The following is a 17,780-nucleotide window of genomic DNA, read 5'->3' as shown; positions in this document are numbered from 1 at the left end:
ATAATTTTTAGTAAAAATGCATAGAAAAGGCCTTATCTTTAAAGATGAACCAAAAAATTTGTACTATGCTAATCAAAGAAAAAGAATTTAACACGCTGATTGAACATACCGATAAGTTTTGTGTTTCTATGTTTATTCCTACTGCTCGTGCAGGAAAAGATGTTTTAGAGGAAAAAAATCGTAAACACTTAAAATCAGAATGGGATACGGTTAAAAAAGAATTAAACAACCAAGATATAGACCAAGCTCACTTAGAGAAGTTAGACCAAAAAGTAAATGGCATTTTACAAGACAGTAACTTTTGGAGAAACCAATCTGACGGTTTAGCGGTTTTTGTTGCCGAAGATTTTTTTGAATACTATAGCGTGCCGGTAAACTTTGCGGCTTATCATTATATTGGACAATCGTTTTATATAAAGCCATTGCTGCCAATTTATACAGACGATGAAAAGTTTTATATTCTCTCGCTACAAATTGAAGATGTAAAACTGTATGAAGCAACCAAATATACAATTGCAGAGGTAGATATTGAAGATTTGACTCCGGCGCGTTTAGAAGAACGTGTTGGTTATGATTATAAAGAAAAAGCCTTACAATTTAGAACCCAAAACGAAGATGGTGCTAAAACCCAATTTCACGGTCACGGCGGTAGCGAAAGAGACGAAAAAAACGAAATTTTATTGTTCTTTAGAGCAGTAAATAAAGGTTTGCAATCTTTCTTCAATAACAAAAAAGATCCTTTAGTAGTAGCATGTCAAGATTATTTGTTTCCTATTTACGAAGAAGCAAATACGTATAAAGAACTTTTTGACAAACCCGTACCTGGAAATCCGAATGATGGTAGCGCGCTAGATTTGCACGAGAAAGCAGTAGATTTACTCGAAGGTTTTATAGGGAAAAACGAACAAGAAAAAATAAACGATTTTAAAGAAACCACGCCAGAGAAGAAATCTTCTATTGTTCACGATATTATTCCCGCCGCTTTTGAAGGTAAAATAGACACTTTATTTTTAGAAAATCGTGCAGAGCTTTGGGGTAAATACAATGAAAAAACCAGAGAAGTAATTGTAGACAATGAAAAAGATGCTAAAAGTGTTTCTTTAATGAATTTGGCTGCCAAAAAAACAATTGAAACCGGCGGAAAGCTATTCTTGGTAGAAGCGCAATTTATGCCGGAACAAGAGGCTAAATTAAACGCGATTTACCGCTATTAATATTGTTTTGCTTTAATACCAATTTAAAGTAGTGAAGCTATCTTTCAAAAAAGTATTTTGCATCAATTTATCGGAAAACAATTTCCTATTTTGATAAATGCAGATTCTATTTGAAAGATAGCTTTTTTAATTGCCGGGAAATTTAATGTAATCTGGTGCTAAACTTTCTTTATCAGCTTGTTCTTTCACTTCTTCAGGAATTTGGTTTAACTCTATGTCTTTATTCAATACTTTATGGATTAACTCTTTAAACGTATCAAAATCTACCGAGTAAGAAAGACCAACGCCTTGTTTATAACCTAATTCTTCTCCTATATACTGAATTTCGTTCTCGCGATTAAAGAGTTTTGCTCGTAAATTACCTTCTTCGTTTAATAATAATTCTACTTCTACATCACCCACCACAACAGATTCTGTTACGCCGCCAATTGGCACCCCTACTTTACCGTTTATTAAAATACGTTTACTGATTTGTGTAGATAAAGTAACCCCAAAACGGTCTGCGGTATCTTGATCTGGCGTGCGGCCACCTTGGGTATAATTTATCCCGACTTCAAACTTAGCATCTTCATCAGAAAAAATATCGTTAAACAAACCAGATGCCCGCTCAAAAAGATTACCGGTTATAGCATTCTGACCAGTTGCATATTGACTGTAAAAACTACCTTGGGTAATTAAAGATAAAGCTTGTATTTCCGTGTTTTGCCTATCGCTAATCCGGTATTCCAATTCAGATTTTACCATAGAACTAAGCGTAGGATATTTTAAATCGAATTCTAAATCTGTTGCAGTTAGTTGGCCGGTTAAATCTATATAAACTTCTACCGGAATATTTCGGTTTACGGTAGGATTTTCAAGCAAAATAGCCGGGTTGGCTTCTGTCCTATATAAGGCGCTTACGTTAAGATCTGCGCGTGTTGGGCTGCCATCCCAAGTAATATTCCCGCCAGAAACTACTTCGAATTCTTTTTGTACCAAGCCCGCATACTTAAAATTATATACTCCTTCGTAAACCACAAAATCTCCCCACATATTAAACTTGCCGTTGGTGTTTATTTCTATAAGCAAAGTTCCGGCGCCGTTTCCCTTTAAGGAGCTTCCACTGTTTTGATCTACCACAATTTCTACTTGCGCATCGTTGGTAACGTCTAGTTCAAAAAACAATTCTAGACCTTTTACTTCTTTAATTTTTAATTCTTCCCCGGCTTGCAAAGCTGCTTTCTCTTCTGGGGTGATAAAGTAAATAAACGAATGATCGCCTATACTTTCTGTATCGTTCAACGGAATTTTAAAAATTGTACCGTCTTGGGTTTTTGCATTTACATCTATTACCAACTCATCTGTTGGTCCGGTAAGCGTGGCGTTTCCGCTAATAAAAGCAGTACCGTAATACAACGAATTTTCTTCTGCCTCTGTATCTAAAACCAGTAAACGCTCGGGGGCGGAAAGGTTTAAGTCTAAGCGCCATTTAGAAAAGTTATTATGTGAAATACTGCCATTTAAAATCCCTTTAGTGTTGTATTTTGTATCGGTAAGTTTAATATTTTCGAAAATAAATCTTTGCTCTTTTAAATTTACCAAAGCATTTTCTTCCATATCTAAATCTACTTCCAAGTACGGAATTTTAATTCCAGCTTGACTTAAACGCAAACTTCCTTCAATATCCGGATTAGTATAATTGCCGCTTACTTTTGCTTGCCCTGATGCAAAACCCCGGATGTTAGAAACCACATCTGTACCCAACGCACTAAAGCCGGCAAGCGCAAATTTATCTAATTCTACATCCAAATCTATACTGGGGTTTTCTTCTGCAACGTTAATACTACCGGTAGCCGAAAGGAAATCTTTTTCATCCCGGCCTAAAAGCGCATCTATATTATATTTGGTGAGATTTTCGTTAGCAGCTATTTCTAATTTTAAATTACCGTAATCTATCGTGTTAATTCCTATATTTTTTATTTTTAAGGAAGAAGTTGGTTTAAAAACACCTTCTTCTTGAAGAAAATGCAAATCGCCATTAACGGTACCAGACAGTTTTAAATTTTCTATATCGGGGGTTATTTTAGCCAAGTCTACATCCGTAAAGTCTAATTTAAAATTTTTGGAAGTAGAATCGCGCATTGCACCACTAAGCCTAATCAACTCGTTTTTATGACGCATTACCAAAGTGTCTAACTGGAAATTATTTATGTTTTTATCGAATACAATTTGGGTGCTTTCTTTTTTATTTGGGTTTAAAAACCACGTACTTTCTTTAAATTTTACATTGCTTTTACGTATACCTACAACAGATTTATTTTCCTCGTTAATAGTATGGTAAAAACTAAGATTATACTCATCGTTATTGTTGCTGCCGCCTTGCAACTCAGACCGTACAAAAAGCGTGTCGTTTAAGGTTACGTTAATCAAATTTACTTTAGAGAAATTATAAAATCCGGTAGAAACGCTGTCAATATCTATAAAAGTATTAAATAGCGGATTGGTGTTATCTACTTGCAAGTTTACATTTTCTAAAGTATTACCATAAGCTTTTATTTGAGGCGATTTAAAAGTGAGTTTAAAATCAGAATCGGTAGATTCTACTCTTCCTTTTATAAATGTGTTGGGTGCCAAAGTAATATCGGGCAGCACGACTTCTATTATTTTGTTGTAAACATCAAAATTAAAATCTAAATATTGGTCGCTTTCTATGGCAATTGGACTGTAATTAGTGTAAAGACTGCCCAAAGCATTTTCAAAAATAGCAGGTATTTCTCGTATGTTGAATTTCCCTACAATTTCACCATCTATAATATCTGGCGAGTTTATTTGTATGGTGCGCACTTCTTCATCAAAAGAAGAAGTAATGCGCAGTTGATCAAACTCATAAAGATTTTCTTGGTTTTTATAACTAGCATCTTGCAACAAAATTTGTCCGCGGGCATCATTTAGGTTTTCGCCACGCATATTCATACTTACTAAACCTTTAAAAACAGAAAGAGTGTCGCGCTTCACAAAATTGAGCGCGTGCAAATCTGCATAATTTACATCTGCTTTAAAATCATATATTCCGGTTTGGGTGCTTACATCTGCCAAACCATTAAATTCTAATTTTAAATTAGGATCGTCACTAACTAACTTTCCGTTAAAAATAGAGTGTCTCACCACGCCTAAAACCTCTATATTATTATAGGTATAATCGTTAAAAGTAAAGTTGTTTATCGTGCCATTTAAGCTGGTATTTAAAGTTTGTTGGGTTAAACCACTACCATCTACATTTGCAGTGAAACTTGCTTTCCCTAAATTTTTATTTCCTAAAAGTTTTCCTAAATTAAAATTATTGATGCGCACTTTACCCTTATAGGTAGCAAAATCAGGATCGTGCAAATCTCCTAAATCTATTTGTAAATTGGCACTACCCAATTGTGTATTTACCTTAGAATTGGTAGAAACCGTAGTTGGCGTTGCTTTTAAATAACCTTGTAGGTTTATATTGCCCAATTGGCGCAATTCTTTCGGTAGATTATTGCCAAGAATATTGGGCAGTAAATTAGCTAAATCGTAATAATTGGTTGCTAATTCTGTAAAATCACCACTTACGGCAAAATTGTTTTTATTTTCCGTAAAGATATTGTCAAATTGTAGATTGCCGGCAATAACCGTTCTGTCCATCCCGCGCAATTGTAAGTTTTCTAAAGAAAAATTGTTTAATGTTCCCTGCATTTCTCCAGAAAAAACAATCCTTTCGGAAGAACCTAATTCATCGTAGAAAACGTGTAAGTCGCTGGTGGCTATTTCGGTTTTATCAAAATTGGCTTTTATTTTTACCTTGTTTTCAAAATCGCCCATCTGCTCCGGATTGTCGTATAAAAATACAATCGAGCCGTTAAGGGTAGATTGCGGGGTTTCTAAATGCAGGTTTTGTAACTCCATCTTAGTAGAAGTGTAAGCAAAATTGGTAGAAAGATTATCTATAACCAAGCCGCGTTTTTCTTTTCCGCACATCGTGTTAACATCCAAAAACACATCTTTACCAGCAACCAAAAGGTTTTTGGCATTAATGTTTAATTCTGAAAGGCTTATAATCTCTGGCGTTTCTAAAGATCTGTCTTCGTAGCTAAACTCACTATTGGTAGCAATAATATGACTTATACTAAGCTTAAAATTATTGGTATTGGGTTTGCCATCGTCAAATTTATCTGCAAAAATGCTAATATTATCGCTGTCTTCTCCTTCATAACGAACCAAGCGTAACTTTAATTTTTGTGCAGTAACATCGCCAAAATCTAAACGCTGCCCAGACAATAAGCCGGGAAGATTAAGAATAGAAGTTTCTAATTCTTGCGCACTTATGAGCGTATCTTGATGGTGGTCTGCAATATAAACTTCATCTAGAACCACATTACCATCATAAGACAAACTAATTTTGTTTAAACGGATATCTGTTCCATAAGTTTGGTTTAAACTGCCAACTATTTTCTTAGCTACAGAAGTTTGAACACCCGGGATAGAAAATACCAAAAACAAAACAATAAAAAGCAGCAAAATTGCTACTAAAATACGCCCTATTATTTTTAAAAATTTTTTAATGTAAATTTGGTTTAATTGCGGTTTGACAATTTTTCTATTTTCTGCGGAATAATCTTAATTTTGCATTAAGTTAGGCTGTTTACAAATTTAAGTAGCTTTGGTGCAAAATAAGCAATTTATATTGGCAAAAATTAAAAAATGAACAAGGAAAAAACATATATTTTAGGCATAGAATCTTCTTGCGACGATACTGCGGCAGCTGTTTTATGCAACGCAAAAATTGCCAGCAATATTATTGCTACACAAAAAATACACCAAGAATACGGTGGCGTGGTGCCAGAGTTGGCTTCTAGAGCGCATCAACAAAATATTGTGCCGGTAGTAGATCAAGCTTTACGGAAAGCTAACATACAGAAAAAAGACCTTGCTGCCATTGCATTTACCCGTGGTCCCGGCCTTATGGGATCTTTACTGGTTGGCACTTCTTTTGCAAAATCTATGGCAATGGCTTCAAACATTCCGCTTATTGAAGTTAACCATATGCAAGCCCATATTTTGGCACATTTTATCGAAGAAGAAAATTTTAAAAAGCCAACTTTTCCTTTTTTAGGACTTACCATAAGCGGCGGCCATACGCAAATTGTTAAAGTAGAAGATTATTTTAAGATGAGTGTAATTGGCGAAACTTTAGATGATGCTGTTGGCGAAGCTTATGATAAATGCGGAAAAATGCTTGGCCTCCCCTATCCTGCCGGGCCAGAAATAGACAAACTTGCACAAAAAGGAAACCCGAAAGCTTTTGAATTTCCCATTCCGCAGGTAAAAGATTTAAATTTTAGCTTTAGCGGATTAAAAACGGCTATGTTGTATTTTCTTCAGAAAAACGAAAAAGCCAACCCAGATTTTATTGAACAAAATTTAGAAGATATTTGTGCATCGTTTCAGTACACTATTGTAAAAATACTTCTAAAGAAGCTAAAAAAAGCGGTGCAGGAAACAAAGATTCGGCAAGTTGCAATTGGCGGCGGGGTTTCGGCCAATAGTGGCATTCGAAAAGCTTTAAAAGAAATGGAGCAAAAACACCAGTGGCAAGTTTATATTCCCAAATTTGAATTTACTACAGATAATGCTGCAATGATTGGTATTGTTGGTTACTATAAGTTTTTAAAACAAGACTTTTCTTCGGCTTCGATAAGCGCGCAATCCCGTTATCATTTATAAAAATATTTTATGCAACTTTTTTACAATCCGCAGCTTAGCAAAACAGACAAAACGGTTCTTTTCCCTAAAGAGGAAAGTAGACATATTGTAAAAGTTTTACGGAAAAAGGAAGGCGACCAAGTTTTTGTAACCAACGGAAAAGGTTTGCTTTTTACCGCAGTAATCACTCAGGCAAATCACAATAAATGCTTTGCGGAAATTACCGAATACCAAGAAACAGAGGCGCGTAAATACAAACTACACCTGGCAGTTGCGCCAACAAAAATGAACGATAGGTTTGAGTGGTTTTTAGAAAAAGCTACCGAAATTGGTATAGACGAAATAACCCCAATTATCTGCGATCATAGCGAACGTACAAAAGTAAAACTAAACCGTTTTGAGCGCGTGTTGCAAAGCGCCTTAAAACAATCTTTACATTACCGTATTCCCGTTTTAAATGCGCCAATTAGCTTCGAAAAGTTTATTGAGGAAAATTCCGCGAAAGCGCAAAAATTTATTGCCCATTGCGAAGAAGGTCATAGAAAATCCTTAAAAAACCAAGTAGAACTCAATAAAAGCTACACGATTCTTATTGGTCCCGAAGGCGATTTTTCTCCGGCAGAAATTGAAAAAGCTTTAAATAACAATTATATACCAATTAGCTTAGGAAATAGTAGATTGCGTACAGAAACTGCAGCAATTGTAGCTTGCCATAGCATTGCTTTTATGCACGATAACGATTAAAACGCATCTCAAAATGAAAAAATTACTTAGTATAATTTTAATCTTAGGCAGCCTAGTGGGGTACGGACAAGAAATAGCACTTTTAAAATATAAAGGTGGTGGAGATTGGTATAGTAATCCTACTTCTTTGCCAAATTTAATAGCGTTTTGTAACAAAAATATAAATACAAAAATTGCGGAAAAACCGGTAACGGTAGAACCATCTGATCCGGTTTTGTTTACTTTTCCTTTTGTGCATATGACCGGTCACGGCAATGTTTTTTTTGATGAAAACGATGTACAGAATTTACACGATTATTTAATTAGCGGCGGCTTTTTGCACATAGACGATAATTACGGCATGCACGATTATGTGGTAGAAGAAATTAAAAAACTTTTCCCCAACATCAAATTAGAAGAATTATCTGCGCAACACCCAATATTTTCTGCTGCTTTCGATTTCCCGAAAGGTTTACCAAAAATTCACGAACACGACGGAAAAAGACCCCAGGCCTTTGGTATTACACACAATAATAGGCTGGTTTTATTATTTACGTATGAAAGTGATTTAGGAAACGGTTGGGAAAACCAGGAAATACATAACGACCCCGAAGCTGTAAGACAAAAAGCGTTAAAAATGGGCGCTAATCTTATTAAATATGTTTTTGAACATTAGAAATGAACGAGCAATTAACCCATGAAAATAATGCTTTTGAAGCAAAAGAATTTCCTATAATTTTACTTAGCGAAACGGTTTTGCAACCCGCAAATACCGGAAGTTTGTTTCGACTGGCAGATGCTTTTGGTGTAAAGAAAATTTATTTACCCGAAGGGATAAACCTTAATAGCAACCGATTAAAAAGAACAGCAAGAGCAACAATTAAATCGGTGGAACATAGCTTTTTCTTTTCTATTGAAGAGATTGTTGCGCATTATAAACAAGTAGGTTATAAAATTTATTGTTTAGAAATTACAGAAGAAAGCATTGCTATAGAAAGAATACAGCTACAAACCGAATCTAAAATACTTTTGGTGGTAGGAAACGAAAATTTTGGTATTAGTTCCGCTACTTTAAAATTGGCAGATGCTTGTATACACATTACTATGTTTGGTCAAAACTCTAGTATGAATATTGCACAAGCCACGGGCATCGCACTTTTTGAGATTACAAAAAAGCTTAGTCAAATTAAAAAGAAATAATATCTTTACGCTGTGACTTCCAAAACCATAACATACGGCATTTTGAGAGCAGTGGGTATAATTGTAGGTATTATACTGCTTTTACTTTTTATTTACAAAATACAATCGGTTATCGTATATATTGCTATGGCTGCTGTAATTGCGTTAATAGGAAGGCCTATTGTAATTTTTTTAAAACACCGTTGTTATTTTCCTAACGCATTGGCCGTAGTAACTGTGCTTATAATAGTCTTGGGCGTTTTTATTGGATTAATAGGTTTGTTTGTACCAATAATAATAGAGCAAAGCCGCAACTTGAGTCAGATAGATTTACAAGCTTTTAAAAACGATTTAAATATTCTTAATAATCAAATACGAGATTATTTAGGCTTACAAAAAGAGATAAATATTTTACAACACTTACAAGGAACCAGTTATTTTAAAGATTTTAATTTAGGAATGATTCCCAATTTTCTAAATATGGTTTTCAGCGGATTTGGTGCAGGTCTAATTGCTATTTTCTCTACGCTATTTATTTCTTTTTTCTTTTTAAAAGACAGTAACCTTATGCTTAACAGTATTTTGGTTTTTTCTAACCGTGGAGAAGAAGCTCGTTTTAAACGTGTTTTTAATAAAATTAAAGTCTTGCTATCGCGCTATTTTGTAGGATTAACTATGCAACTTTTCGTATTGTTCGTTTTGTATTCTATTTTACTGATGGTTTTTGATATAGACAACCCAATTGCGATTGCTTTTATATGTGCTGCCTTAAATATTGTGCCCTATTTAGGACCGATTATCGCCGGGGTTTTAATGATGCTTTTTGTAATATCAAGCAATCTTGGCTCCGATTTTTCCAGTATTATTTTACCGCGTTTGCTTTATATTTTAGCCGGTTATTCTGTGGCGCAGCTTATTGATAATTTTATAAATCAACCTTTAATTTTTGGAAAAAGTGTACGCTCGCATCCTTTAGAAATATTCTTAATTATCTTAATAGCAGGTTTGTTATTTGGCATAATAGGCATGGTTATAGCTATACCCTCGTACACTGCTATAAAAGTAATAGCCAAAGAGGCTTTTAGCGAATATAAAATTGTAAAAAAATTAACGCGCGATATGTAATGCCAGATTTTGCTGTTTTAAAAGATGAAATTCAAGATTTTATAAACCAAAACTTACAAGCAGATCTGCCTGCTTTAATCTTAAAAGGCAGTCCGTTTAAAGAAGTAAGCATACAAGAAATTGCTGCACAAATTGAAGCCAAACAAAAGGCAAAAAAGAAATTACCTACCTGGTTTAACGCCAAAAACATACTATATCCACCTACTTTAAATTTAGAACAAACCTCTTCTGAAGTTACTGCGCGCCACAAAGCAATTTTGGTTAACGGGAAAGTAATAGACCTAACGGGAGGTTTTGGGATAGACAGTCATTTTTTTTGTAAAAAGGCAGAAGAAGTTTGGCATTGCGAAATTAATACAGAGCTTTCTTTGCTCGCTACACACAACCATAAAATCTTGGCGCCAAAATGTAAAATGAATTTTGTTACTGGTAACGGACTTGAATTTTTAAAAAACGAAAGCTTAGAATTTGATTGGGTTTATATAGACCCGTCAAGGCGGGAAAAAGGAAAAAAAGTATTTCTGTTGGAAAATTCTACGCCCAATATTTTAGAGAATTTAGAATGGATTAGCAAAAAAACACAAAAACTGCTTATTAAAACTTCACCCTTGTTAGATATTAACCGAAGCATTCAGCAATTAAAATGGGTAAACAAATTGCACATTGTAGCCATAGATAACGAAGTAAAAGAATTGCTTTGGGTGGTAGAACCCAATTACCAAACCGAAAAAATAAAAGTAGAGTGTTTTAACTATAAAAGCAAATCTACTGAAAAATTCACTTGTCTTTTCTCTTCTATAAAGGAAAAAGAAATTAGCTACAGTAAACCCCAACAATTTTTATACGAGCCCAACGCGGCTATTATGAAAAGTGCTTGTTTTCAAGCTCTAGCCGAAAAATATTCCGTAAAGAAAATAGCCGCTAATACCCATCTTTTTACGGCAGACCAACAAATAGATTTTCCCGGTAGAAGATTCAAAATTTTAGAAAAGTTGCATTTTTCTAAAAAAGCATTGGCAAATTCAGGCATTAAAAAAGCCAATATCGCTACGCGTAATTTTGTGTTAAGCGTAGAACAAATCCGTAAAAAATTTAAGATTAAAGATGGCGGGGAAACCTATTTGTTTTTTGTTACTACACAGGATGAAGAGAAGATGATTTTGGTTTGCGAAAAAATATAATTGCTGGTATCTAAAAGGAAATTCACTTTCTATCATCAATAAAACGAATGGGTTTGCGTTCTTCCGGTTTAAAAATCATAGTTTCTAAAACTTTTTCCTCTTTTAAAACAAGCTCCGGTAAAACGCGTAAATTGGCGCGTAAATGATTTTTTAAAGCTTTCTGTGTGTCAACTGATACCGTGTTAGGGATGTAAATTTCTATGGCATCTGTGTCTAATTTATTGGTGCTAACACGTATTAAATACAAATCTATTTCTTTAAAACGTGCCAAGACTTCTTCTATTTGTTGCGGATAGACGCTGGTGCCTTTAAATTTAATAAGCTGTTGTTTTCTACCCAAAACCGTGCTTATGCGATTTCCTTTAACGCCACAATTACAAGGCTTATTTATTTTTGTAACAATATCGCCCGTGGCATAACGCAAAAGCGGCATGGTTTCTACTCCCAAGGTGGTAATTGTAAGCTCTCCAGCTTCGCCATTATTTACGCTATTACCTTCTTCATCTACTACTTCCGTAAAGATTAAATCTTCGGGAATATGATTGCCGCGGTGCATTTTACACTCGGTAAAAGCGGTGCACATTTCTGTGGAAGCATAGGTAGAAAACAACTCGATATCCCATAATTCCTTAATTTTCTTCCCTAAAGTATTTAATTCAAAATTATTATTCCGTAAAGGTTCGCCAATGCAAATTGCAGCTTTTACAGAGCTTTTATTGCAGTCAATATTATTTTCTTTAGCAAACTGAATCATTTTTAATAAAAAGGAAGGTACGGCCACCAAATAACTTGGCGAAAACCGTTGTATAGAATCCCACTGTAAAGCCGGCGCTCCGGAGCCAACACGCACAATGCCGGCGCCTAATTTTCGTAAGCCTAAAAAATATGCCATTCCGGCAATAAAACGCCTGTCTAATGTGGTGGTAATTTGCACCACGTCTTCTGGTTTTACGCCAACCAGTTTAAACGATTTTGCTTCGTTTTCTGCCAATCTTTGCAAATCGTTTTCGTTTAAAGCAAAGCTAACCGGTTTTCCTAAAGTGCCCGAGGTAGTCACATAATCTATAATTTCTGTCTGCGGAACGCAAATAAAATCACTTGTTTGCGCAGCCAAATCTTTTTTGGTGGTAATAGGAATTTTACTAAAGTTGGTAGGCGTTATTTTAGAAAGTTCTATATTATTTTCTTGCAACAACTTTTTATAAAAAGCAGAGTTTTTTTCTAAATAATAAAGTTGCGTCAGTACTTTTTGCCACTGCTCACTTTTTAAATCTGTTTTATCTGCCATGCAATTTCTAAATTTTGCGGTAACTTTTTTTTATTAACTTTTTAAGTTGCTTTACGGAATTTTTTGTGGTCACCTCCCGTTTTAAAGCTTGTTTAAAATGAATAATGGCTTTTTTATATTGCTTTTGCGCATAATAATAATGACCTATTAAATAATAGGTTTCCCAAAAATACGGATTTAAATTCCGAAAAGTATTTATTTCTTCTTCTTGCAAGCTTTGTTCGCTATTTATGACTGTTTTAAACAGCTTTACTTTTTTTCTATACGTCTCATAATCCTGAAAATCCTGCGTGTGTATAAAACTATCTTCGCTAATTTTTAAACTATCAATTCCTTTAAGCGAATAATCTCCGTTTTCAAATTCCGTAAAGGCTTTTTTGATATCGTAGGCAACAAAAGCGCCCATTTGGTAAGGACTAGAAGATACCCAAGCCAAATTAGATTCGGGTTTAAAAACCACACCGTGATGCGCCAACATTTGGTTAACTGCCAACTCGTTGCCCATTCCTAAAATTTTATTGTCTACTCCTCTTCTATCGCGCAGAATTTTTACTGCTTTTTGTGGCGTTATTTTATCGTTTTTCTCCAATAATTGGTTCATTCTGTCAAAACGCGGTAAAGTGTGACTGTTTTCAATAGTTTGTAAATTGCGGGCTTCATCTTTAAGGTTTTCACTTTGAAAATGATTGCTACACACCAACTTTGCTTGGTTTTTTACTTGGTAGACGCCAAAATTTTTGGGAGCCACTTCTATAAGAATTGCCTTTCTCTCTTTGCTGCTGCCAACCATAATTGCTTCAGACACAAAAACTTCTTTATTTCTGGCAATAGCAATGGCTTCTTGGGTAGTTTTGGCATATTGTAAAATTTCGCGCGTAAGCAAAGCAATTGGTGTTTTGGCTTTCCAGGGAATTTTAGATTTCCCGGCGTTTATGGTAACCGTTAAACCCGCGTTGTTCATTCCGCTTACTACGCCCACAAATCCGGGCCAAGTATACATCATAAATTTGTGTCCTTTTTGCGGATTGATAAAAGCTATAATTTTTTCTTCGGAAAAAGCATCGCCTGCATAAAAATCAAAATTACGACCAATAAGTAATTCCCCGTCGCTGGTTTTTTGGTCCCAAGCTGCAAAAGAAGTACAGCCTACTAACATTAAATCTTGCAAAGCGTGGCCAATATCGTGTGCGCCGTGCAAATACAAAGAGCGCACATAAGGTTTTGCGAAGTAGTTGTATTTATGCGTATTATAGCGGGAAATTCCGTAAATTTCTGCTTTGTATTCTTCGTTTACGTGCGTGTACAAATCGCGATTATAAAAAGCAATTATTTTACTCAAAAACTTACGGTAACCCGGTTTTTCTACCATTGTAAAAACCTGGTTCATCAAAGCTTCTTCTTGTTTTTTAAGAAGCTCGCGCGATAAACTTCCTATGGCAAAACCGCGCTCTAAAGCCTCTCCTTCTATATACATTTCCCATAAACCTTCCTTGTTTTTACGCAAGCTGTTGTTGCCAACTTTATAAAAATCTTCTGCCAATTTTGTTCTAGCCGTATCTACAGAAACAATTCCTGATAAATCCGGACGGTCTTCCAAAGATTTTTTGACGCCACAACTGCCCAAAAAACAAACCATTACGAAACAAAAAAGAAGCTGTTTTTTCATAATAAGTAAATTGGGTTTGGTTTTGTTCAAAAGTAAAAATATGGTAAAAATTAATTAGAATCTGTTTTCTTCTTTACGGAATCAATCCGTTTAAAAAACACCTTAAAAAGAAAAGGTTGTACGCAAATCGTTACAAAACTAACACATAAAATACCAATTACCGAAATTGCCGCCACCGAATGTAAGGCAGGATGTTTTGCGAAAATTAAAACCCCAATTCCTAAAATTGTGGTGATTACAGAAAGAAAAATAGAAGTTTTATAGGTAGCAAGATTTTCTTTTTCGTAGCGTAAACCATTGCTAATAAATATGCTATAATCTATTCCCAAACCAAAAATAAAACTGGTAATTATGATGTTAAAAATATTAAATTCTATTTTTAACCAATACATAATTCCTAACGCGATTACCCAAGTTATCGCAATTGGTAACATAGTAAGCAAGCCCCATTTTAAACTTCTGTTTACCAATAATAAAAGTAAAAAAACCGCTGCAAGCGAATAAAGAACTAAGTTATTGAACTGGCTTTTTAAATTGCCCAAAAGTGATTCGTTTAAAGATTTTCTGTTTATAAGCAATAAATTTTCCTCTTTTCTAAAGCGTTCTCTAAATTCTTCCGCATTTTCTTGCAGGCTTTTTGCGGTAGATAAAACCGTATAAAGAGCTTTGGTAGCAGAACTGTCTATAAATTCGTTTAGAGATAAAGCTTCTAATTTTGTGTACTTTGCTATGCCAATTGGCTTATAGGTTTTCTTTAATTTGTTTTTAAAATCATTAAAACTCGAAGCCTTAAAACCAGTCTCTTTTACTGCTAAAGAAAGCCGTTTTTCAAGATTATTTAGTCTCTGATTATTCCAGAAATTTTGCCATTTTTTAATTTTTTCTTCTTGTTTGGCTTTGGGCAAAACCACCTGCCCAACACTTGCATAACTTAAGATTTCTTTTTCTTTTTTGGCTGTTTCCAATTCTTCGAACAATTGGGAGTTTTTTAGAAGTGCTTTTTCTAAAGTCTTGGCGTGGCTAATTACATAAATATTTTTGCCGTGCATATTAGCAACGCTATCCAAGTTTTTTTCGGCTTGTTTTAAATAAGTTGGTTGGTAATTAAGCTTACTTAAATTGGAGGTAAAAGAAACTTTTTGGAAATAAAATAAGGCTGCTATAAAAACAATTCCGGTACCAATTAAAAGATAAATATTCTTATGAAAAGCATACTGTGCAAACTTGTCTAAAACAGTTTTTCTATTTGCGAAATTTTCTTTCGGTTTATATAAATGCGGTAAAAATAGCAAAGCATAAATTGCGGTGGTTACTACGCTAATTGCTGCAAAATAGCCTAAATCGTTTAAAGCCGGACTATCTATAAATCCAAGGCATAAAAAAGCAGAAGCCGTGGTAAAACTACTCAGTAAAACCGGTTTGCTCACTCTGGCATACAATTCTTTAACCTTAGGATTTGCTCGATAATGCGTCAAAATGTGTAGCGAATAATCTAAGCTAATCCCAATTAAAACCGACCCAATACCCAAAGCAATTAGCGAAACTTCTGACTGAAACAAAAACAGAAAAAACAAAGCGGTAATCCCGCCAAAAACACTTGGCAATAAAAGTAAAAACGGAATATATATTTTACGGTAAAACCAGATTAAAATAATTATAAGCACGCCTAAAGCTATACCAACACTAGTAAAAATATCTTTTTTAATTTGCCTTGCATTAGCTACCGAATATAAAATTGCGCCCACGGCTTCGGCAGTTACATTTGGTTTTTTTTGGTTTAATTTGTTTAAAGTTTTACGTAATTCTTGTGCAAAAATTTCGCTGTTTTTAGCCGATTTTGCTTCTTCTGTCGGCGTGATAAAAAGCAATAAGTTTTTACCATCTTGGGTAATTAAAAAATTATTGTACAACGTAAAACCAGACGAGAACTGTAAAGTTTTTAGTTTTTCTAAACCCAAATTGGTAAACCCAAGCGGATCTTTGAGTAAAAACTGTTTGCTAAACATACCAGCCGGCGAAGTAAGCGAACGGTAAGCTTGCCCTACTCTTTTACTTATGCTGTCTTTTGCCAAACGTTTTTCTATAACTTGATAATCTTTTTCGTTAAGAAAAAGCGGCAAATGTTCATTTACAAAAGTATAGGTTTGTAAAACATTGTCTTGCGGCACTTTACCTTGTATATTGGCTATATGCGGAGAAGCTTTTATTGTTTGAAGAAAAGTTTCCGCGTAAGCTGTCAAATCTTCTCTTGTGGCAGTACCTTTTGCTTGAATATTTACAATTACCTTATCGGAAAAATTTACGGTATTTAGAACTTCTTGTAATTTTTGAGATTCTTTAGATTTCGGAATTAACTGCGTGATTTCTTCCGTAAAGTTTAAACGCGAAGCAAAAAAAGTCATCCCGCTTAACAAAACCAGAAAAGCAATAAAAGCCGGCAAACGATTTTTTCTAATTATCTCAAAAATTTTATAAAAGAAAGTCCCCATTTACGAGAGTTTTTTCTTAGCTGTAGGTTTAAATACCGAAAGTAAAAAGTAAAAAATAAGTCCGCTGCAAATAGCGCTCAAACCAGCCAAGATAAAGCTTCCTATGAGATAGGTTTTCATTCCTACCAAAACATCTAAAGCAGAATTTACCTTATCTAAATTAAGATTTAGACTCACTTCTTCGCCGGTAACCAAAGCGCCCGTTTGATAGCTGGCATACAAAATAAACGGAATAAACGGCGGAATGCTAACGTTAGAAAACACAAAAGCCAACAGCTTATTGAGCCCCAGCATTTGCGCCAAAAAAAACACCAGTAAACTCTGTAATCCCCAAAATGGAGCAATACCAATAAAAACGCCTAAAGCAATGGCAAGAGCTTTTTTAAGCGGCGGTTCGTCAATTTTAAGAATATCTTCTTTCCAGATGCGTTTACTGCCTTTTTCTTTAATTTGGCGGATGCGTTTTTGCGGAATTACAAACAGAAAAGCGTAGATTACAAACCAAATATTGAGCAAAGTAATACGCACAATATCTATTACCGGTCTAAAATGCGTAACGCGTTCTTCCGGGTCATAAAGTACTTTTACCGGAATGTTTTTTACCGGTATTTTCCGCCAGGCGGTTTTTACGATAATTTCTATTTCAAACTCAAATTTTGGGGTAAGTAACTTTATATTGTTTACTACTTGTAGCGGATATAAACGTAAACCACATTGTGTATCTTCTAAGTTGATGCCTGTTTCTATCCACACCCAAAAACTAGAAAATTTGTTCCCAAAACTGCTGGTATTGGGCACTTCTGGGTCGTCCATTTTTCTAGAGCCAATAATTAAAATTGGTTCTTTATTGTTGGCTTCCAACTCGGTTAAAAAAGACGGCATATCTTCTGCAAAATGTTGCCCGTCAGAATCTATGGTAATGGCGTGATGATAGCCCAGTTTTTCTGCTTTTTTAAAACCTGCCAATAGCGCTTTTCCTTTTCCTTTATTTTCTGTAAAATTAATGCGGGTAATTTCCGGGAAACCGTTTAAAATCTCTGGCGTTTTATCTGTAGAGCCGTCGTTTACCACAATCAGGTTGCGCGTATATTGCAAAACTTCGTTTAAAACACGCGCCAAGGTATTTTGGTTATTGTACGTAGGTATTATTACACAACAATTTAACCTGTCAAATTTCTCTTGATATGTGGGTGTTTTTTTCAAAAA

Annotated in this window: 12 protein-coding genes; 7 read left to right on the top strand and 5 right to left on the bottom strand. The window is 34.8% G+C overall.

Annotation, left to right across the window (positions count from 1 at the left end):
* The first annotated feature begins 65 nt into the window (after positions 1 to 65).
* On the top strand, positions 66 to 1,214 hold the full coding sequence (locus tag FKR84_RS03150; protein ID WP_141420740.1) for a baeRF7 domain-containing protein: 1,149 nt from the start codon (positions 66 to 68) through the stop codon (positions 1,212 to 1,214).
* 126 nt (positions 1,215 to 1,340) lie between these two features.
* Here FKR84_RS03150 and FKR84_RS03145 read toward each other — a convergent pair whose 3' ends face one another.
* A complete protein-coding gene (locus tag FKR84_RS03145; RefSeq protein WP_233357647.1) occupies positions 1,341 to 5,738 on the bottom strand; it encodes a translocation/assembly module TamB domain-containing protein in 4,398 nt (1,465 codons plus the stop codon).
* Positions 5,739 to 5,921: 183 nt separating this feature from the next.
* Between FKR84_RS03145 and tsaD the strand changes: the two genes are divergently transcribed.
* From tsaD to FKR84_RS03115, 6 genes are read left to right on the top strand one after another with little or no spacing between them, the layout of a single operon-like run.
* Positions 5,922 to 6,944 carry a tRNA (adenosine(37)-N6)-threonylcarbamoyltransferase complex transferase subunit TsaD gene (tsaD, locus tag FKR84_RS03140; protein WP_141420739.1) on the top strand — a complete coding sequence of 341 codons (1,023 nt, stop codon included), beginning with the start codon at positions 5,922 to 5,924 and terminating at the stop codon, positions 6,942 to 6,944.
* A gap of 9 nt (positions 6,945 to 6,953) precedes the next feature.
* Entirely contained in the window at positions 6,954 to 7,667 is a 714-nt protein-coding gene (locus tag FKR84_RS03135; protein ID WP_141420738.1) for a 16S rRNA (uracil(1498)-N(3))-methyltransferase, read from the top strand.
* Between the two features lie 13 nt (positions 7,668 to 7,680).
* Positions 7,681 to 8,322, top strand: coding sequence for a DUF4159 domain-containing protein (locus FKR84_RS03130; protein WP_141420737.1), 642 nt, complete (start codon positions 7,681 to 7,683; stop codon positions 8,320 to 8,322).
* A gap of 2 nt (positions 8,323 to 8,324) precedes the next feature.
* Complete coding sequence (locus FKR84_RS03125; RefSeq protein WP_141420736.1) at positions 8,325 to 8,846, top strand: TrmH family RNA methyltransferase; 522 nt, start codon at positions 8,325 to 8,327, stop codon at positions 8,844 to 8,846.
* A gap of 12 nt (positions 8,847 to 8,858) precedes the next feature.
* Entirely contained in the window at positions 8,859 to 9,950 is a 1,092-nt protein-coding gene (locus tag FKR84_RS03120; protein ID WP_141420735.1) for an AI-2E family transporter, read from the top strand.
* On the top strand, positions 9,950 to 11,131 hold the full coding sequence (locus tag FKR84_RS03115; protein ID WP_141420734.1) for a THUMP-like domain-containing protein: 1,182 nt from the start codon (positions 9,950 to 9,952) through the stop codon (positions 11,129 to 11,131). The genes FKR84_RS03120 and FKR84_RS03115 overlap by 1 nt, the downstream gene beginning before the upstream one ends.
* A 22-nt stretch (positions 11,132 to 11,153) precedes the next feature.
* Here FKR84_RS03115 and FKR84_RS03110 read toward each other — a convergent pair whose 3' ends face one another.
* Genes FKR84_RS03110 through FKR84_RS03095 form a run of 4 tightly spaced genes read right to left on the bottom strand, consistent with a single transcriptional unit; the run spans position 11,154 to position 17,777 of the window.
* Positions 11,154 to 12,419: a phenylacetate--CoA ligase family protein gene (locus FKR84_RS03110; RefSeq protein ID WP_141420733.1), complete on the bottom strand. Its 1,266-nt coding sequence runs from the start codon at positions 12,417 to 12,419 to the stop codon at positions 11,154 to 11,156.
* 7 nt (positions 12,420 to 12,426) lie between these two features.
* Complete coding sequence (locus tag FKR84_RS03105; protein WP_141420732.1) at positions 12,427 to 14,085, bottom strand: C45 family autoproteolytic acyltransferase/hydolase; 1,659 nt, start codon at positions 14,083 to 14,085, stop codon at positions 12,427 to 12,429.
* Between the two features lie 50 nt (positions 14,086 to 14,135).
* Positions 14,136 to 16,574: an MMPL family transporter gene (locus FKR84_RS03100; RefSeq protein WP_141420731.1), complete on the bottom strand. Its 2,439-nt coding sequence runs from the start codon at positions 16,572 to 16,574 to the stop codon at positions 14,136 to 14,138.
* Positions 16,575 to 17,777 (bottom strand): DUF2062 domain-containing protein, encoded by a 1,203-nt coding sequence (locus tag FKR84_RS03095; protein ID WP_141420730.1) that lies wholly within the window; start codon positions 17,775 to 17,777, stop codon positions 16,575 to 16,577.
* Between the last annotated feature and the right edge of the window lie 3 nt (positions 17,778 to 17,780).

It is taken from the genome of Haloflavibacter putidus (assembly GCF_006546625.1).
Taxonomy (GTDB): domain Bacteria; phylum Bacteroidota; class Bacteroidia; order Flavobacteriales; family Flavobacteriaceae; genus Mesonia; species Mesonia putida.
The sequence above is the reverse complement of the archived record's forward strand: the minus strand, read 5'-3'. Positions and strand labels throughout refer to the sequence as shown.

Excerpts from the sequence above, each read along its gene's own strand:
- FKR84_RS03150 (WP_141420740.1), top strand. The coding sequence starts at position 66 with ATGCTAATCAAAGAAAAAGAATTTAACACGCTGATTGAACATACCGAT.
- tsaD (WP_141420739.1), top strand. The coding sequence starts at position 5,922 with ATGAACAAGGAAAAAACATATATTTTAGGCATAGAATCTTCTTGCGAC.
- FKR84_RS03135 (WP_141420738.1), top strand. The coding sequence starts at position 6,954 with ATGCAACTTTTTTACAATCCGCAGCTTAGCAAAACAGACAAAACGGTT.
- FKR84_RS03130 (WP_141420737.1), top strand. The coding sequence starts at position 7,681 with ATGAAAAAATTACTTAGTATAATTTTAATCTTAGGCAGCCTAGTGGGG.
- FKR84_RS03125 (WP_141420736.1), top strand. The coding sequence starts at position 8,325 with ATGAACGAGCAATTAACCCATGAAAATAATGCTTTTGAAGCAAAAGAA.
- FKR84_RS03115 (WP_141420734.1), top strand. The coding sequence starts at position 9,950 with ATGCCAGATTTTGCTGTTTTAAAAGATGAAATTCAAGATTTTATAAAC.
- FKR84_RS03110 (WP_141420733.1), bottom strand. The coding sequence starts at position 12,419 with ATGGCAGATAAAACAGATTTAAAAAGTGAGCAGTGGCAAAAAGTACTG.
- FKR84_RS03105 (WP_141420732.1), bottom strand. The coding sequence starts at position 14,085 with ATGAAAAAACAGCTTCTTTTTTGTTTCGTAATGGTTTGTTTTTTGGGC.
- FKR84_RS03100 (WP_141420731.1), bottom strand. The coding sequence starts at position 16,574 with ATGGGGACTTTCTTTTATAAAATTTTTGAGATAATTAGAAAAAATCGT.